The sequence below is a fragment of the Intrasporangium sp. genome, from assembly GCF_039812505.1.
Classification (GTDB): domain Bacteria; phylum Actinomycetota; class Actinomycetes; order Actinomycetales; family Dermatophilaceae; genus Intrasporangium_A.
The window spans coordinates 1-14,364 of the sequence record NZ_JBDIAQ010000090.1 but is presented as its reverse complement, the minus strand read 5'-3'; the positions used below and the strand labels follow the sequence as shown (position 1 = coordinate 14,364).

Below are 14,364 nucleotides of genomic sequence, written 5' to 3'. Positions count from 1 at the left end.
CGCGCGGGGACGCATGCAGCACGGCTCGGGCCGGCTCGGCGCGCGCGGGGACGCACGCAGCACGCGCTCGGGCCGCCGCGCCGTGCGGCACCCCGGTGCGCGGCACAAGGCCGCCGAGTGGGCTGCGTCGTCCGGTGCGGGGCAAAACGCCGCCCGGTGCGGGGCAAAACGCCGCCCGGTGCGTGGGTCGCCCGGTGCGCGGCGCACCGCCGCACAGTGAGCGGTAGACCGCTGCACCGTGAGCGGTAGACCGCTGCACGGTGGGGTGGCCGGACCGAGTGGGTCAGTCCTTCGGGTTGAACGAGCCCAGCAGCATCGACACGAAGGTGATCACGAGCGAGCCCAGGACGGCGTCCCACCAGAAGTGCTCGACGTGGAAGGCCACGCCCAGCTGCCCGGCCACCCACGAGGTCAGCTGCAGCATCAGCGCGTTGACGACGAAGACGAACAGCCCGAGCGTCAGGATGATGAAGGGCAGCGAGAGGAACTGCGCGACCGGCCGGACGAACGCGTTGATCAGCCCGAAGATGAGGGCCACGATGACCACCGTCCGCACCACGACCCACGTGTCGGGGCTCGACCCGAAGGTGATGTCGGGGACGAGCCAGGCCGCGACCCACAGCGCGATGCCGTTGATCACCGTCTTGATCGCGAAGTCGGCCATGCATCAGCCTCCCACGGGCAGCCCGGGGTGGTCGTCCCCCGGCAGACGCGGCTGGAACATGGTGTTCAGGCGCAGCAGGTCCGGCTCGACCGTCTTCAGCGAGCCGATCGCGTCCTTGACCGGCACCCGGGTGATCTGCCCGTTCTGCAGCGCCACCATCTCACCCCACCCGCTGTCGAGGGCCGTCTCGACCGCGGCCACCCCGAACCGGGTGCCGAGCATCCGGTCGAAGGCGACCGGCGAACCGCCGCGCTGGATGTGGCCCAGGACCGTCGTGCGGGTCTCGATGCCGGTGCGGCCGTGGATCTCCCGCTCGAGGATGTGCGCGATGCCGCCGAGGATCTTGTGGCCGTAGCTGTCGATCTCGGGCTCGGGGATCTCGAACGTGCCGGGCTTGGGCAGGGCTCCCTCGGCCACGACGAGGATCGTCGCGTACCGGCCCTTGCGGTGCCGCCCGACGATGCGCTCGCAGACCTCCTCGATGTCGAAGGGCTCCTCGGGGGTCAGCGTCATCGCCGCCCCGCCGGCGATGCCCGACCAGACGGCGATGTGCCCGACGTGCCGGCCCATCACCTCGACCACGAGGACGCGGTGGTGCGACTCGGCCGTGGTGTGCAGCCGGTCGATCGCGTCGGTGCAGATCTGGACGGCCGTCTGGAAGCCGAACGTCATCTCGGTCAGCTGGATGTCGTTGTCGATCGTCTTGGGGACCCCGACGACCGGGAAGCCGCTCTGGTGCAGCTCGTTGACGACCCCCATCGACCCCTCGCCGCCGACCGCGATGATCGCGTCGAGCCCGTGCCGGGCATACGACTTGCGGACGCGCTCCAGCCCGTCCTCGCGGGCGTACGGCTGGTCCCGTGAGGTCCCTAGGATGGTGCCGCCGCGCGGCAGGATGCCGCGGCACACCTCGACGTCGAGCGGCTCGTAGTCGTCGTCCATGACTCCGCGCCAGGCGTTGCGGAAGCCGATGACCGTGCTGTCGTAGGTGACCTCGGCGGCGCGGACGGCACCTCGGATGACGGCGTTGAGGCCGGGGCAGTCCCCGCCTCCGGTGAGGATCCCGATGCGCATGGGCTCGTCCTTCGTGAGTGGTGCGTGGAGCGGGTGTCGGGGCGAGCGTGTCCGGACGGCACGGGCGGCGACACCGCGAGCCTAGCCACAAGTGGGTCTGTCGCAGGCGCACCGCGCGAGGTACCTACGGGCGGCCGGCCCGCCTGCCGCCCATCGGCGCCACCGCTCGCCGGGCCCGCGGGTGTCTATTGTGGCGGGATGAGCGAGCCCGCCGTGACCCCGAGCACCGTCCACCTGCGTGCGGCCCTGGACCGACTGCCGGACTACAAGCCGGGCCGGCCCGCGGCGGCGCCCCCCGGGATGACGGCCTACAAGCTGTCGTCCAACGAGAACCCGTACGGTCCGCTCCCGTCCGTGCTCAAGGCCGTCGAGGAGGCCGCGGCGACACTCAACCGCTACCCCGACATGGCGGTGGTGGCGTTGCGTCAGCGCCTCGCGCAGGCCCTCGACGTGCCCGCCGACTGCATCGCCACGGGGACCGGCTCGGTCGCGGTGCTGGGTCACGTCATCCAGGCCACCTGCGACGCGGGCGACGAGGTCGTCTTCGCGTGGCGCTCCTTCGAGGCGTATCCGATCGTCACACAGCTCGCGGGCGCGGCGCCGGTGACGGTCGGCCTCGACGCCGACGCCCGTCACCGGCTCGACGCGATGGCCGCCGCCGTCACCGACCGGACCCGGGTCGTGCTCGTCTGCTCGCCGAACAACCCGACCGGGCCCGTCGTGCACGCGGACGAGCTCGAGCGCTTTCTCGCCGCGGTGCCGCGCGAGGTCGTGGTCGTCGTGGACGAGGCCTACACCGAGTTCGTCCGGGACCCCGACGCGGCGCACGGCATGCAGGTATGGCGCCGGCACCCGAACGTCGTCGTCCTGCGGACCTTCTCCAAGGCCTACGGCCTGGCTGGCCTGCGGGTGGGGTTCGCCGTCGCGCACCCTCCGCTCGCGGCCGCGATCCGCAAGACGGCCACGCCGTTCGGGGTCAACTCCCTCGCCCAGGCCGCCGCGATCGCCTCGCTCGACGCGGTCGACGAGCTGACCGAGCGGGTCGAGTCCATCGTCGCCGAACGCGACCGGGTGGTGCAGGGCCTGGCCGACCAGGGCTGGCGGTTGCCGCGCACCGACGCCAACTTCGTCTGGCTGCCGCTCGGGCCCGACGGGGCCGCCTTCTCCCGGGCGTGCGAGGCCGCGGGCCTGATGGTGCGTCAGTACGGCGACGACGGCGTGCGCGTCACCATCGGGGAGCTCGAGGCCAACTCCCGGTTCCTCGAGGTCGCCGAGGCCTTCGGCGCCCGCTGAGCCCACCGACCCGACAGCATCCCTCGCACCCGGTTCACCGGGCGCCGGTCGGAAGGCAACGTCGCGGCACCACGGGGCTGAGCGGCATACCGCGTCATCTGCGGTCCCACAGTGTGAGATTTCCGGGGGGCTCCGGTAAGTTGCGAACCAGCACCACGCATGTGGCCGCCGTCACCCTCGTCAGCCCCATGTGCACCACCCACCGTCGGGCCGATCCCCACCGGTGGTCCGAGCAGACAGCCGGCCCCGCAGGCCGGCGGAGGAGCCCCACGTGACCGACAACTTCGTCGTCCAGAACCGCCCAGCCACCGAAGGTGGCCCGGACATGATCCAGATGCTGACCCCCGAGGGGCAGCGCGTGTCACATCCCGACTACGACTCGTACGTCGCCGACCTGACGGCCGCCGACCTGCGCGGCTTCTACCGCGACCTCGTCCTGATCCGACGCCTGGACGCCGAGGGCTACGCGCTCCAGCGGCAGGGCGAGCTCGGGCTGTGGCCGAGCCTGCTCGGACAGGAGGCGGCCCAGGTCGGGTCCGGCCGGGCGCTCAAGCCCCACGACTTCTGCTTCCCCACCTTCCGCGAGCACGGGGTCGGCTTCGTGCGCGGCATGGACCCGCAGAGCTCGCTGCAGCTCTTCCGCGGGGTGAGCCACGGCGGCTGGGACCCCAAGGAGCACAACTTCCACCTCTACACGATCGTCATCGGTGCCCACACGCTGCACGCGACCGGCTACGCGATGGCCGTGAAGATGGACGGCCACGTGGGCACCGGCGACCCCGACCGCGACATGGCCGTCATCTGCTACTTCGGCGACGGCGCCACCGCACAGGGCGACGTCAACGAGTCGTTCGTCTATGCCGCGAGCTTCGACGCTCCGGTGGTGTTCTTCTGCCAGAACAACCAGTGGGCCATCTCCGAGCCGGTCTCGAAGCAGACCCGCATCCCGCTCTACCAGCGGGCCCGCGGCTTCGGCTTCCCCGGCATCCGCGTCGACGGCAACGACATCCTTGCGACCTACGCCGTCACCCGGCACTGCCTGGACGAGGCTCGCAACGGCAACGGCCCGCTGCTCATCGAGGCGTTCACCTACCGGATGGGCGCCCACACCACGTCCGACGACCCGACGAAGTACCGGGTCTCCGCCGAGGTCGAGCAGTGGAAGCTGCGTGACCCGATCCTGCGGCTCAAGACCTACCTCGGCCACGAGGGGATGGCCGACGAGTCGTACTTCCACGCCGTCGACGACGAGGCGGACCAGTTCGCCCACGAGCTGCGCGCGGGGTGCCTCGCCCTGGAGACGCCGGCCAGCGAGACGATGTGGGACCACACCTACGCGGAGGACGACCCAGTGATGCAGGCCGAACGGGCAGCTTTCCTCGAGTACCAGGCGAGCTTCGAGGGGGCGCGCTGAAATGACGAGTTCCACGCAGGCCGCACCGCACCTCGAGAAGGTCGGACTCGGACGCAGCATCACCAACGGCCTGCGCCGGGCCATGGAGCGTGACCCCAAGGTCGTGCTCATCGGCGAGGACATCGGCAAGCTCGGGGGCGTGTTCCGCATCACCGAGCACCTGCAGAAGGACTTCGGCGAGGATCGGGTCATCGACTCCCCGCTCGCCGAGTCCGGCATCGTCGGGACTGCGGTGGGCATGGCCATGCGTGGCTACCGCCCGGTGTGCGAGATCCAGTTCGACGGCTTCGTCTACCCGGCCTTCGACCAGATCGTCTGCCAGGTCGCCAAGATGCATGCCCGCTCGCTCGGCAGCATCAAGATGCCGATCGTCATCAGGCTGCCGTTCGGCGGGGGGATCGGCAGCCCCGAGCACCACTCGGAGAGCCCGGAGGCATACTTCGCCCACACCGCGGGCCTGCGGGTCGTGTCGTGCTCGAACCCCGAGGACGCCTACTGGATGATCCAGCAGTCGATCGAGTGCGACGACCCGGTCATCTTCTGCGAGCCCAAGCGGCGCTACCACGAACGCGCCGAGTACGACACGACGGCGACGCAGGCACCCCGCGGACTGTTCGAGGCTGCCGTCGTGCGCGAGGGCTCCGACGTGACACTGGTGGGCTACGGCCCCGTCGTCAAGACCATGATCGAGTCCGCGGCTGCCGCCGAGCAGGAGGGCACGAGCATCGAGGTCATCGACGTGCGCTCGCTCTCGCCCCTGCCGATCGACACGATCACGGCCTCGGTACGCAAGACCGGGCGCCTCGTCGTGGTCCACGAGGCGAGCACCTTCCTCGCGATGGGTGCCGAGATCTCCGCCCAGGTGACCGAGCGGTGCTTCTACCACCTGGAGGCGCCGGTCGTCCGGGTGGGCGGGGCCAACATCCCGTATCCGCCCAGCCGGATGGAGGACGACTTCCTCCCCGACCTCGACCGCATCCTCGACGGCGTGGACCGCGCCCTCGCCTACTGAGCAACCGGCACGCAACCGAGAAGACAGACAGAGGCTTCTGACATGGCGATTCAGACGTTCAACCTGCCCGACCCCGGTGAGGGTCTCGTCGAGGCAGAGATTGTCGAGTGGCGGGTCGCTGTCGGTGACAGCGTCAAGGTCAACGACATGGTCCTCGAGATCGAGACGGCCAAGTCCCTCGTCGAGCTGCCGATCCCGTGGGCCGGCACCGTCACCGAGCTGCTCGTCGAGGTCGGCCAGACCGTCGACGTCGGCACCCCCATCATCCGGATCGACGACGGCAAGGGCGATGCCACCGCACCGGCCGCGACGCCGGCGCAAGGCGTCAACGAGGAGGGATCGGAGAAACAGGAGGCGAACCTCGTCGGGTACGGGCCCAAGGCGGGGGCGACCACGCGTCGCGCACGCAAGGGCGCCGCAGCCGGCGGTGGTATGCCGCCCACCGCGGCCCCGGCGCCCGCGCCGGCTCCCGCTCCGGTGGCCCCGGTGACTCCGCCGCCACCACCCCCGCCACCGGCGCCCGTCGCGCCCGCACCGGTCGCCCGCGAGGGCCGGCCGCTGGCCAAGCCGCCGGTACGCAAGCTGGCCAAGGACCTCGGCGTCGACCTGTGGGAGGTCGCCGGGTCCGGTGCCGACGGGACCATCACTCGCGAGGACGTGCAGGCCTACGCCAGCGGTGGCGGCGCCGCCGCGGCGGAGGCGGGCGCGGCCGCGGCAACCGGCCCGGCGGCATACGTCACGCCGTTCGGCTCCGGCGAGCGGGAGGTGCGCACCCCGATCAAGGGAGTGCGCAAGGTGACCGCGCAGGCCATGGTCGGGTCGGCATTCACGGCCCCGCACGTCACCGAGTGGGTCACCGTCGATGTGACCCGCACGATGGAGCTGGTCGAGCGGCTCAAGCGCGACCGGGAGTTCCGCGACGTCAAGGTGACGCCCCTGCTGGTGCTCGCCAAGGCGATGATCCTGGCCATCCGGCGCAACCCCGGCGTCAACGCGGTGTGGGACGAGCCGGCCCAGGAGATCGTCCAGAAGAACTACGTCAACCTCGGGATCGCCGCGGCCACCCCACGCGGGCTGATCGTGCCGAACATCAAGGACGCGCACGGCATGACGATGCTGCAGCTCGCGCAGGCCATCGGTCAGCTGACCGCCACGGCCCGCGAGGGTCGCACGCAGCCCGCGGAGATGAGCCAGGGCACGATCACGATCACCAACGTCGGCGTCTTCGGCGTCGACAGCGGCACCCCGATCATCAACCCGGGCGAGTCGGCGATCCTCGCGTTCGGCACGATCCGCAAGCAGCCGTGGGTTGTCACGGGCGCCGACGGGAGGGACGAGATCGCCATCCGGCACGTCACGACGCTGGCGCTCTCGTTCGACCACCGGCTCGTCGACGGCGAGCTCGGGTCGAAGTTCCTGGCCGACGTCGCGCGGGTCATGGAGGATCCGAGCCGGGCGCTCGTCTGGGGGTGAGCCGTGCCGGGAGCGCCGACCCTCGGAGGGCGCTCCCGGGCCGTCGTGGCTGGGTCGTGACCGGGGTCAGGCCACCGGCTCCGGCTCGGGATCGCCGCGGCGTCCGGCGAGACCCGCCTCCCGGACCCGGTAGCGGTCCACGAGGTAGGCCGCCGACAGGTCGTCGCCGAGCGCCTTGAGGGCCTCGATGTCGACCGCCTCGTGGCGCTGCGCCACGGTCGGCTCGATCGTCGTCATGACCGTGCGCGCGTCGCGCTCGGCCACGGCCAGCGCCAGTTCGCGCTTGAGCTCCTGGTCGAGCGCGCCGCCGGGCTGCCTGGCCTTCGCGGCCACCTCGGCGGCATACGGCTCGCGGTCCGCGGCGACCGCGAGGTCGTCGGTCGTCAGCATCTTGGCGGTCAGCCGCAGCAGCTCGACGCCCCGGCCGAGGTCCCCGTCGCCGACCTGGGTCACCCCACGGGTGAGCAGCGGCCGGTCCGCCTGCAGCGCGGTGTCGGCGAGCAGGGCCAGCCGCAGCCCGAGGAGGCGCTCGTGGGTGCGCGTGGTGGCCGAGCTGCGGCCCAGCGGGACCACCAGCTCGTCGGCGTAAGGTGCCCGCTGGTTCAGCGTCTCGAGCAGCTCGCGACCGGCCTCGTCGGCCGAGTGGATCGTGTCGCGCAGCGGGATCTCCTTGACGAACAGCGTCGCGACGAACGCGAGGACGCAGGGCAGGAAGCCCCAGAGGAACACCGAGTGCAGCGAGTCGGCGAGCCCCTGCCGGACCGCGACCGCGACGGCCGGCGGGAGGTGCTGCATCACGGCCGGGTCCAGGACCGAGCCGGCACTTACCTGCTGGCCGGAGCGCTGCATCGCCTCGGCGGCCCCGGGCGGCAGGTGCCCGGCGATGTTGGCGGCGAGCCCGCTGCTCATGATGGTGCCGAAGACCGCGATGCCGACGGTCGAGCCGACGTTGCGGAAGAACTGGGTGGAGGCCGTCGCGACCCCGAGGTCGCGACGCTGCGCGGCGTTCTGCACGACGAGCGTGTAGACCTGCAGGGCCATGCCGAGCCCGACACCGAACACGACCATGGCCACGGTCAGCTCGCCGGCGGTGGCCCGGTAGTCCAGCCGGGTCAGCAGCCAGAAGCCGACCCCCATGATGACGATCCCGGCGAGCGTCTGCAGCTTGTAGCGCCCGATCTTCGTGATGACCAGGCCGGAGACGATCGACAGCCCGATCATCGCCACCGACATCGGCATGAGGATCAGGCCGGAGTTCGTCGCGGAGACGCCGATGACGCCCTGGGCGTGCACGGGGATGTAGATCATCGCGCCGAACATCATGACCGCGACCATGAAGCTGGCGATGTTCGAGAAGCTGAAGATCGAGCTGCGGAACAGCCGCAGCGGCAGGACCGGCTCGACGGCCCGGCGCTCGACGAGTACGAAGGCGACGAGCGCGACGAGCCCGGCGGCATACATGGTGAGGACCGGGCCCGAGTCCCACGCCCACGTCGTGCCGGCGAGCGAGGTGGGTACGAGCAGCAGGATCAGCGCGACCGACAGCAGGGCGATCCCGGCCCGGTCGATGACGACGTCCTTCTCCTCGTGCGGCAGGTGCAGGAACTTGGCGATCTGGAAGAACGCGACGACGCCGACGGGCAGGGTCACGTAGAACAGCCAGCGCCAGCCCCAGTTGTCGGTGATGTAGCCGCCCACGAGCGGGCCGAGGATCGACGAGAGCCCGAAGATGCCGCCCATCAGGCCCTGGTACTTGCCGCGCTGCCGGGGCGGGATGATGTCGCCGATGATCGTCTGGGACAGCGGCATCAGCGTGCCCATCCCGATCCCCTGCACGGCGCGGGCGGCGATCAGCCACCAGAAGTCCTGCGCGACGCCGGACAGCACCGAGCCGAGCATGAACACGACGATCCCGCCGAGGTAGAAGCTGCGTCGGCCGTAGAGGTCGGACAGCTTGCCGACGATCGGGACGGTGATCGCGCTGACGAGCATCGCCGCCGTCGCGAGCCACGAGTAGTGGTCCATCCCGCCGAGCTCGGCGACGATCCGGGGCATCGCCGGCCCCACGATCGTCTGGCTGATCGAGGCGACCAGCATGCCCAGCATCAGGGCGATGAAGATCTGTCGTGCCTTGGGGTCGAGACCCGTCTGCGGGGTGGACGGGCCGGCCGTCCGGGTGGCGGCTGTCGAGGTCGGGTCGGGCATGGTGGTCAGGATACGGATAAAGATGCAGACACTGCAAATTTGCAGTTGCTGCATTGGGGACCTATCGTCAGGGTATGACGACGAGCGGTGCCGAGTGCGGGCTGCGCGAGCGCAAGAAGCGCGAGACGCTGCTGGCGATCCACCGGGCCGCGCTCGACCTCGTCGAGGAGCGCGGGTTCGACGCGGTCACCACGGAGCAGATCGCCGACCGCGCCGGCGTCAGCCCGCGCACGTTCTTCAACTACTACCCCTCCAAGGACGGCGCGGTGCTCGGCCGCCGCAGCGAGGACTTCGCGGAGCTGCGTGCGGCGCTGCTCGACGCACCGGCCGACGAGCCGGCCCTCGAGGTGATCCGTCGCCTGGTCATCACCTACTTCTCACCGGCGACCCTCGACGCCGAGCTGCGCGCGCAGCGACGTCGGGTGCTCGTCGGGGAGCCCACGCTCGCGCCTGCCTTGGTGCGCAACAACATCCGGCTCGAGACCGTGCTCACCGAGGCGCTCGAGGCGCGGCTCGGCATCGAGCCGGGCACGGCGCTGGCCCCCCGCGTGGCGGTCAACGCCGCCATCGGGGCCGTCCGGGCGTGCATCGAGTACCGCCAGTCCGGCGGGGCCGGCACCATCGAGGACCTGGCCACCGAGGCGGTCGCGATGCTCGAGAGGGGTCTGGGCCCCCTGCCGCTTCCCTGAGCCATTACGCAGCGGGTATGCCGCTCACCGTCGCGGCGCGGAGCGCCCGCTGCCGTCGCCGGGTCGGCCCAGCGCTGCCCGGTGGCTGAGCAGCTGTGGCATTCGTCACCCGAAACGCCCATCCTGAGCAGGTGAGAGAGCAGCGCAGCAGCCGGACGCCGCGCTCCCGGGTCCGGGAGGCGGCGTGGTCGGGTCCGGGCGCCCGCACGCTGGTGCCGGCGCTGCTCGCCGCCGTCGCCTACGTCGACCCGGGGAACTTCGGGGTCAACATCGCCGCCGGGGCCGGGCACGGCTACACCCTCGTCTGGGTCGTCGTCTTCGCCAGCTGCAGCGCGATGGTCATCCAGCACCTGGCCGCCAAGCTGGGCCTGGCGACCGGTCGCAGTCTGGCCGAGCACTCGGCCGAGCGGTACCCGGGAATCGGGCGCATCCTGCTCTGGCTGCAGGCCGAGATCGTCGTGATCATGACCGACCTCGCCGAGATCGTCGGCGGCGCGCTGGGTCTCAAGCTGCTCTTCGGTGTGCCGGTCCTGGCCGGCGCGGTGCTCGTCTCGCTCTTCAGCCTCGTCGTGCTCGCCCTGAGGGTGCACGGGCGGACCCACTTCGAGCCGATCGTCCTCGGGCTGCTGCTGGTCATCGTGGGGACCCTGATCTGGCAGCTCGCGGTCGTCGACATCGACCGGGTCGCGTTGCTCCGATCGGTGCTGCCGGGGCCGCTGGACCCGTCGGCGGCGCTGCTGGCCGTCGGGATCGTCGGGGCCACGGTCATGCCGCACGCGCTGCACTTCCACTCGGCCGCGTCCCGCGTCGTCAACGACGGCACGTCGGCGGGTACCGGTGGGCGGCGGGCCCTGGCCGGGCGCCGCACGGTTCGCAGCATCGTCATCGCGATGACGATCGCCGGGGCCGCCAACATCAGCCTCGTCGTATTCGCTGCGGCGCTGCCCCCGAGTGCCGCGGAGAGCATCGAGGCCGCCTACGGGGCGCTCCTGGGGCAGTCCGGGCAGCTGGCTGCGACGATGCTCGGCGTGGCGCTGCTCGCCTCCGGCCTGGCCGCGACCCTTGTCGGCGTCCAGACCGGTGATGTGGTCATGCAGGGCTTCGGCCGCCGCCCCGTCCCGGCCCTCGTGCGCCGGCTGATCGCAGTCGTGCCCTGCCTGTTCGTGCTCGGGATCGGCATGAACCCGACCGAGGCGCTGGTGTGGAGCCAGGTGGCGCTCAGCTTCGCGCTGCCGGGCACGCTGATCCCGCTGCTGCTGTTCACCTCGGACCGACGGGTCATGGGGGCGCTGACGAACCGGCCGCTGACGACCGTCGTGGCCACCGTCATCACCGCGGTCATCGTCGGGCTGTGCGCCTTCCTCGTTGTGAGCGGCTGACGGCTCCGGTATGCCGTTCGCCCTCCTGCTCGGGCGGCGCGGTCCCCTCGGCGCGGAGTGCCGGTGGGGTGGGCGCGGCCCTCGGTGGCTCTTCTGCGAGGTAGCGCTGCAGGGTCGGGCCGACGTACTCGACGACCTCGTCGAGGGTCATCTCCGCGAGCGGCGGGAGGCAGAGGACGTAACGGCCGATGGCCAGGCCCACCACCTGTGACGCCGCGAGCGCGGCGCGACGGTGGGCGTCCGGCCCGGGGATGTGGCGGGCGTAGCCCTCGAGGATGACGTTGAGGATGAAGTCGCGTACGGCGCTGTTCGCCGACTCGTCGGCCACGGCCGAGCGGATGATGGCGATGAGCGCGGGGCCGGTCTGCTCGTCCTGGATCAGGCCGTGGACGGTGCGGATCACCCGCTCGCCGATCCCGTCGAGCCCGGCGCCGAAGACCTCGTCGAGCTTGGCCCGCGGGTCGAGCGGGAAGTCGAGCGTTGCCGCGAAGAGGCCCTCCTTGTTGCCGAAGTAGTAGGGGATCAGCGCGACGTCGACGCCTGCGGCCCGGGCCACGGCCCGCATCGTCGTGCCCGTGAAGCCGCGGCTGGCGAACAGCGTCCGGGCGGCCTCCTGGATCTCCTGTTTGGCGTCCGCCCGCCCGGCCCGCTGGTGCGCCCGTCGCCCGGTGTTGGCAGCGGGGCGCGCGGGAGGCATGGGCCCAGTATAGATGTTCTTCAACGGTTGTTGAAACGTGTTCCGGATCGGGCTACCGTAGTGATTCAACAACTGTTGAAAGGAAGTGGTCCCCATGTCCCCCGCCGGTGCACACGCAGTCGGGTCGGCCCGGCCCCGACCGGCGCGTCGCCAGATGGTCGGAGTCCTGCTCGGGCTGGCGGTCCTGATCGGCCTGGTCATGACGGCCTTCGCGTTGCCCGCCCTGCACAGCTCGCCCCGCGACGTCCCGATCGGGGTAGCCGGGCCGTCCGCAGCCGTGAGCCGGCTGACGGCCGGACTCGCACAGCAGGCGCCCGGGGCGTTCGACCCGGTCAGGTATGCCGACGAGGCCGCGCTCGTCGAGGCGATCCGCGACCGCCAGGTCTACGGCGGGATCGTCGTCACCGCAGGCGGCCCGGTCGTCCTGACTGCCCCGCCGGGCAGTCCGACGCTCGCCCAGGGCCTGTCCGCGATGGCGGCCGGCCTGGGCCAGCAGGCCGGTCGGCCCGTCCCGGTGCGTGAGGTGGTGTCACTGCCCACCGGTGACCCCCACGGGATCGGCGTGGGGATCGCGATGATCCCGCTGTTCATCGGGTCCGTGGCGCCGGTCATCCTCCTGACGCGCGTCGCACGCCGTCCGTGGGCCCGGCTGTTCGGGGTGCTCTGCTCGGCCGGCCTGGTCGGCGCGACCCTCGGCGCACTGCTGCTCTGGTACGGCGTGGTCGACACCTGGGCCCTGCCGGCCGTGGGGATCGCGCTGTCCCTGGCCGCCATGTCGGCCCCGCTGCTCGGCCTGCTCTCCCTCGGTGGGATGCCTGCCCTCGGGCTGGGCGCGGCGGTGTTCCTGCTGCTCGGCAACCCGCTCTCCGGTGCCCAGACCGCTCCAGAGCTCGTGCCGCACGGGTGGAGCATGCTCGGTGCCCTGCTCCCGCCGGGAGCCTCGGGTCAGGTGCTGCGCAGCTTCTTCTACTTCGACGGCGCCGGGGCGGTCGCGTCGCTGCTCGTGCTGCTGGGCTGGCTTGCCCTCGGCCTCGTCCTCGTCGCGGTCGGGGCGGCGCGGCGCGGGGTACGAGCCGGAGCCGAGCCGAGCGGCATACCCGCGGGCGGGACCAGCCCGGCGGGAAGCGAGCACTCGCCGTCCGCTCCGGCCGGGACCGCGGCTCCGGCACCGCACTGACCGCCACCCCCGACGTCGCGACTGCACGCCGGGGGCTCGGTGCCGCGGCGTGGCGCCCCGACGCGTGCCGGCCCGGCCGGAGGGCGAGCCGCGCCTGAGACCCGGGTGCCGGGCCGGACGGACGGGTGCGAGGATGGGTCGGTTCCGGTCCGAGAAGTCCCGAGGAGTCCCGTCCGTGCTGTCCCACTACCGGCCGCTGTTCCGGGTGCCCGGGGCACGGGTCTTCATCGCCGGTGGCATGATCGCCCGGTCGGCCGGGGCGATGTTCGGGGTGGCGACCGTGGCGATGATCGCCGCCCGCCGCGACTCCTACGAGCTGGCCGGGGCGGTCATGGCCGCCGGGATGACCGCGCTGGCCATCTTCGCGCCGGTCCTCGGCCGGCTGGTCGACCGCTACGGACAGCGCCGGGTGTCCATCCCGTTCTTCCTCTGGAGCGGCTTCTGGGCCCTGATGACGATCCTGGTGTCGCTGAACGACTGGCCCAGCTGGCTGTTCTTCGTCACCTACCCGCTCCTGGGCGCCATCCCCAACCTGGGCACGATGGCCCGGGCCAGGTGGTCGCACATCTTCCGGCACGACCCGCGCAGCCTGCACACCGCGATGTCCTTCGAACAGGTCATGGAGGAGGTCACCTTCGTCGTCGGCCCAGTGCTCGCGGTCTGGCTGGCGACCGCGTTCTTCCCCGAGGCCGGCTTCGTCTTCGCGGCGGTGTGCTACGGCCTCGGCGTGACCATCTTCGTCTCGGCTCGCTCGACCGAGCCGCCCGTCGTGCCCCACCACGAGCGCCCGCGCGGGTTCGCGTTCCACCAGCCGGGGATCGTCCCGCTCGCCTTCATCATGACCATGACCGGGGTCATGTTCGGCACCAACGAGGTCGTCACGATCGCCGTCTCCGACGCGCTCGGCCACAAGAACGCCGCCGGCCCGATCCTCGCGCTCTACGCCCTCGGCTCGGCCCTGTCCGGGGTCGTCTTCGGGGCGCGGTCGCACGGTCGCAACCTCGTCAAGCTGCTCGTGGTGGGCACGTTCGGGATGTTCCTGCTCGAGGCCCCGGTCCTCGTGGTCACCTCCCTCCCGCTGCTGGCCCCGCTGATGTTCGTCGCGGGGCTGGCCACCGCCCCGACCCTGATCACGACGATGAACCTGATCGAACGTCTTGTGCCAAAGGCCCAGATCAACGAGGGCATGACGATCGTGCTCACCGGCCTGATCGTCGGGATCGCCCTCGGGTCGGCCGCCTCCGGGGCCGTCGTGGACCGCGTCGATGCCCATGCCGGCTACGCCGT

General features: G+C 71.6%; 12 protein-coding genes. 8 read left to right on the top strand and 4 right to left on the bottom strand.

Features of this window, described 5'->3' with window-relative positions; all coding sequences use genetic code 11:
* Positions 1-283: 283 nt before the first annotated feature.
* Both WMI84_RS12105 and WMI84_RS12100 read right to left on the bottom strand, forming a co-directional pair.
* Complete coding sequence (locus WMI84_RS12105; protein WP_347353477.1) at positions 284-664, bottom strand: phage holin family protein; 381 nt, start codon at positions 662-664, stop codon at positions 284-286.
* 3 nt (positions 665-667) lie between these two features.
* A complete protein-coding gene (locus WMI84_RS12100; RefSeq protein WP_347353475.1) occupies positions 668-1,738 on the bottom strand; it encodes an ATP-dependent 6-phosphofructokinase in 1,071 nt (356 codons plus the stop codon).
* Between the two features lie 198 nt (positions 1,739-1,936).
* On the opposite strand from WMI84_RS12100, the gene hisC reads away from it, so the two are divergent.
* From hisC to WMI84_RS12080, 4 genes are all read left to right on the top strand, one after another.
* Positions 1,937-3,031: a histidinol-phosphate transaminase gene (gene hisC / locus WMI84_RS12095; protein WP_347353473.1), complete on the top strand. Its 1,095-nt coding sequence runs from the start codon at positions 1,937-1,939 to the stop codon at positions 3,029-3,031.
* A 325-nt stretch (positions 3,032-3,356) separates the two neighbouring features.
* Positions 3,357-4,445 (top strand): pyruvate dehydrogenase (acetyl-transferring) E1 component subunit alpha, encoded by a 1,089-nt coding sequence (gene pdhA / locus WMI84_RS12090; protein ID WP_347353478.1) that lies wholly within the window; start codon positions 3,357-3,359, stop codon positions 4,443-4,445.
* 1 nt (position 4,446) lies between these two features.
* Entirely contained in the window at positions 4,447-5,457 is a 1,011-nt protein-coding gene (locus WMI84_RS12085) for an alpha-ketoacid dehydrogenase subunit beta (RefSeq protein WP_347353471.1), read from the top strand.
* A 42-nt stretch (positions 5,458-5,499) separates the two neighbouring features.
* Positions 5,500-6,930, top strand: coding sequence for a dihydrolipoamide acetyltransferase family protein (locus WMI84_RS12080; RefSeq protein WP_347353469.1), 1,431 nt, complete (start codon positions 5,500-5,502; stop codon positions 6,928-6,930).
* Between the two features lie 66 nt (positions 6,931-6,996).
* Here WMI84_RS12080 and WMI84_RS12075 read toward each other — a convergent pair whose 3' ends face one another.
* Positions 6,997-9,135: an MDR family MFS transporter gene (locus WMI84_RS12075; RefSeq protein WP_347353467.1), complete on the bottom strand. Its 2,139-nt coding sequence runs from the start codon at positions 9,133-9,135 to the stop codon at positions 6,997-6,999.
* Between the two features lie 74 nt (positions 9,136-9,209).
* Between WMI84_RS12075 and WMI84_RS12070 the strand changes: the two genes are divergently transcribed.
* Complete coding sequence (locus tag WMI84_RS12070; RefSeq protein WP_347353465.1) at positions 9,210-9,824, top strand: TetR family transcriptional regulator; 615 nt, start codon at positions 9,210-9,212, stop codon at positions 9,822-9,824.
* A gap of 131 nt (positions 9,825-9,955) precedes the next feature.
* Positions 9,956-11,203 (top strand): Nramp family divalent metal transporter, encoded by a 1,248-nt coding sequence (locus WMI84_RS12065; RefSeq protein ID WP_347353463.1) that lies wholly within the window; start codon positions 9,956-9,958, stop codon positions 11,201-11,203.
* On the opposite strand, the gene WMI84_RS12060 is transcribed toward WMI84_RS12065, so the two are convergent.
* The gene (locus tag WMI84_RS12060) at positions 11,163-11,900 is read right to left on the bottom strand and encodes a TetR family transcriptional regulator (RefSeq protein ID WP_347353461.1); all 738 of its coding nucleotides are present in this window, start codon (positions 11,898-11,900) and stop codon (positions 11,163-11,165) included. The genes WMI84_RS12065 and WMI84_RS12060 overlap by 41 nt on opposite strands.
* A 94-nt stretch (positions 11,901-11,994) precedes the next feature.
* Between WMI84_RS12060 and WMI84_RS12055 the strand changes: the two genes are divergently transcribed.
* Together WMI84_RS12055 and WMI84_RS12050 are read left to right on the top strand one after the other, a co-directional pair.
* On the top strand, positions 11,995-13,077 hold the full coding sequence (locus tag WMI84_RS12055; RefSeq protein ID WP_347353459.1) for a hypothetical protein: 1,083 nt from the start codon (positions 11,995-11,997) through the stop codon (positions 13,075-13,077).
* 175 nt (positions 13,078-13,252) lie between these two features.
* The coding region (locus WMI84_RS12050; protein ID WP_347353457.1) for an MFS transporter at positions 13,253-14,364 on the top strand (1,112 nt) is incomplete at its 3' end.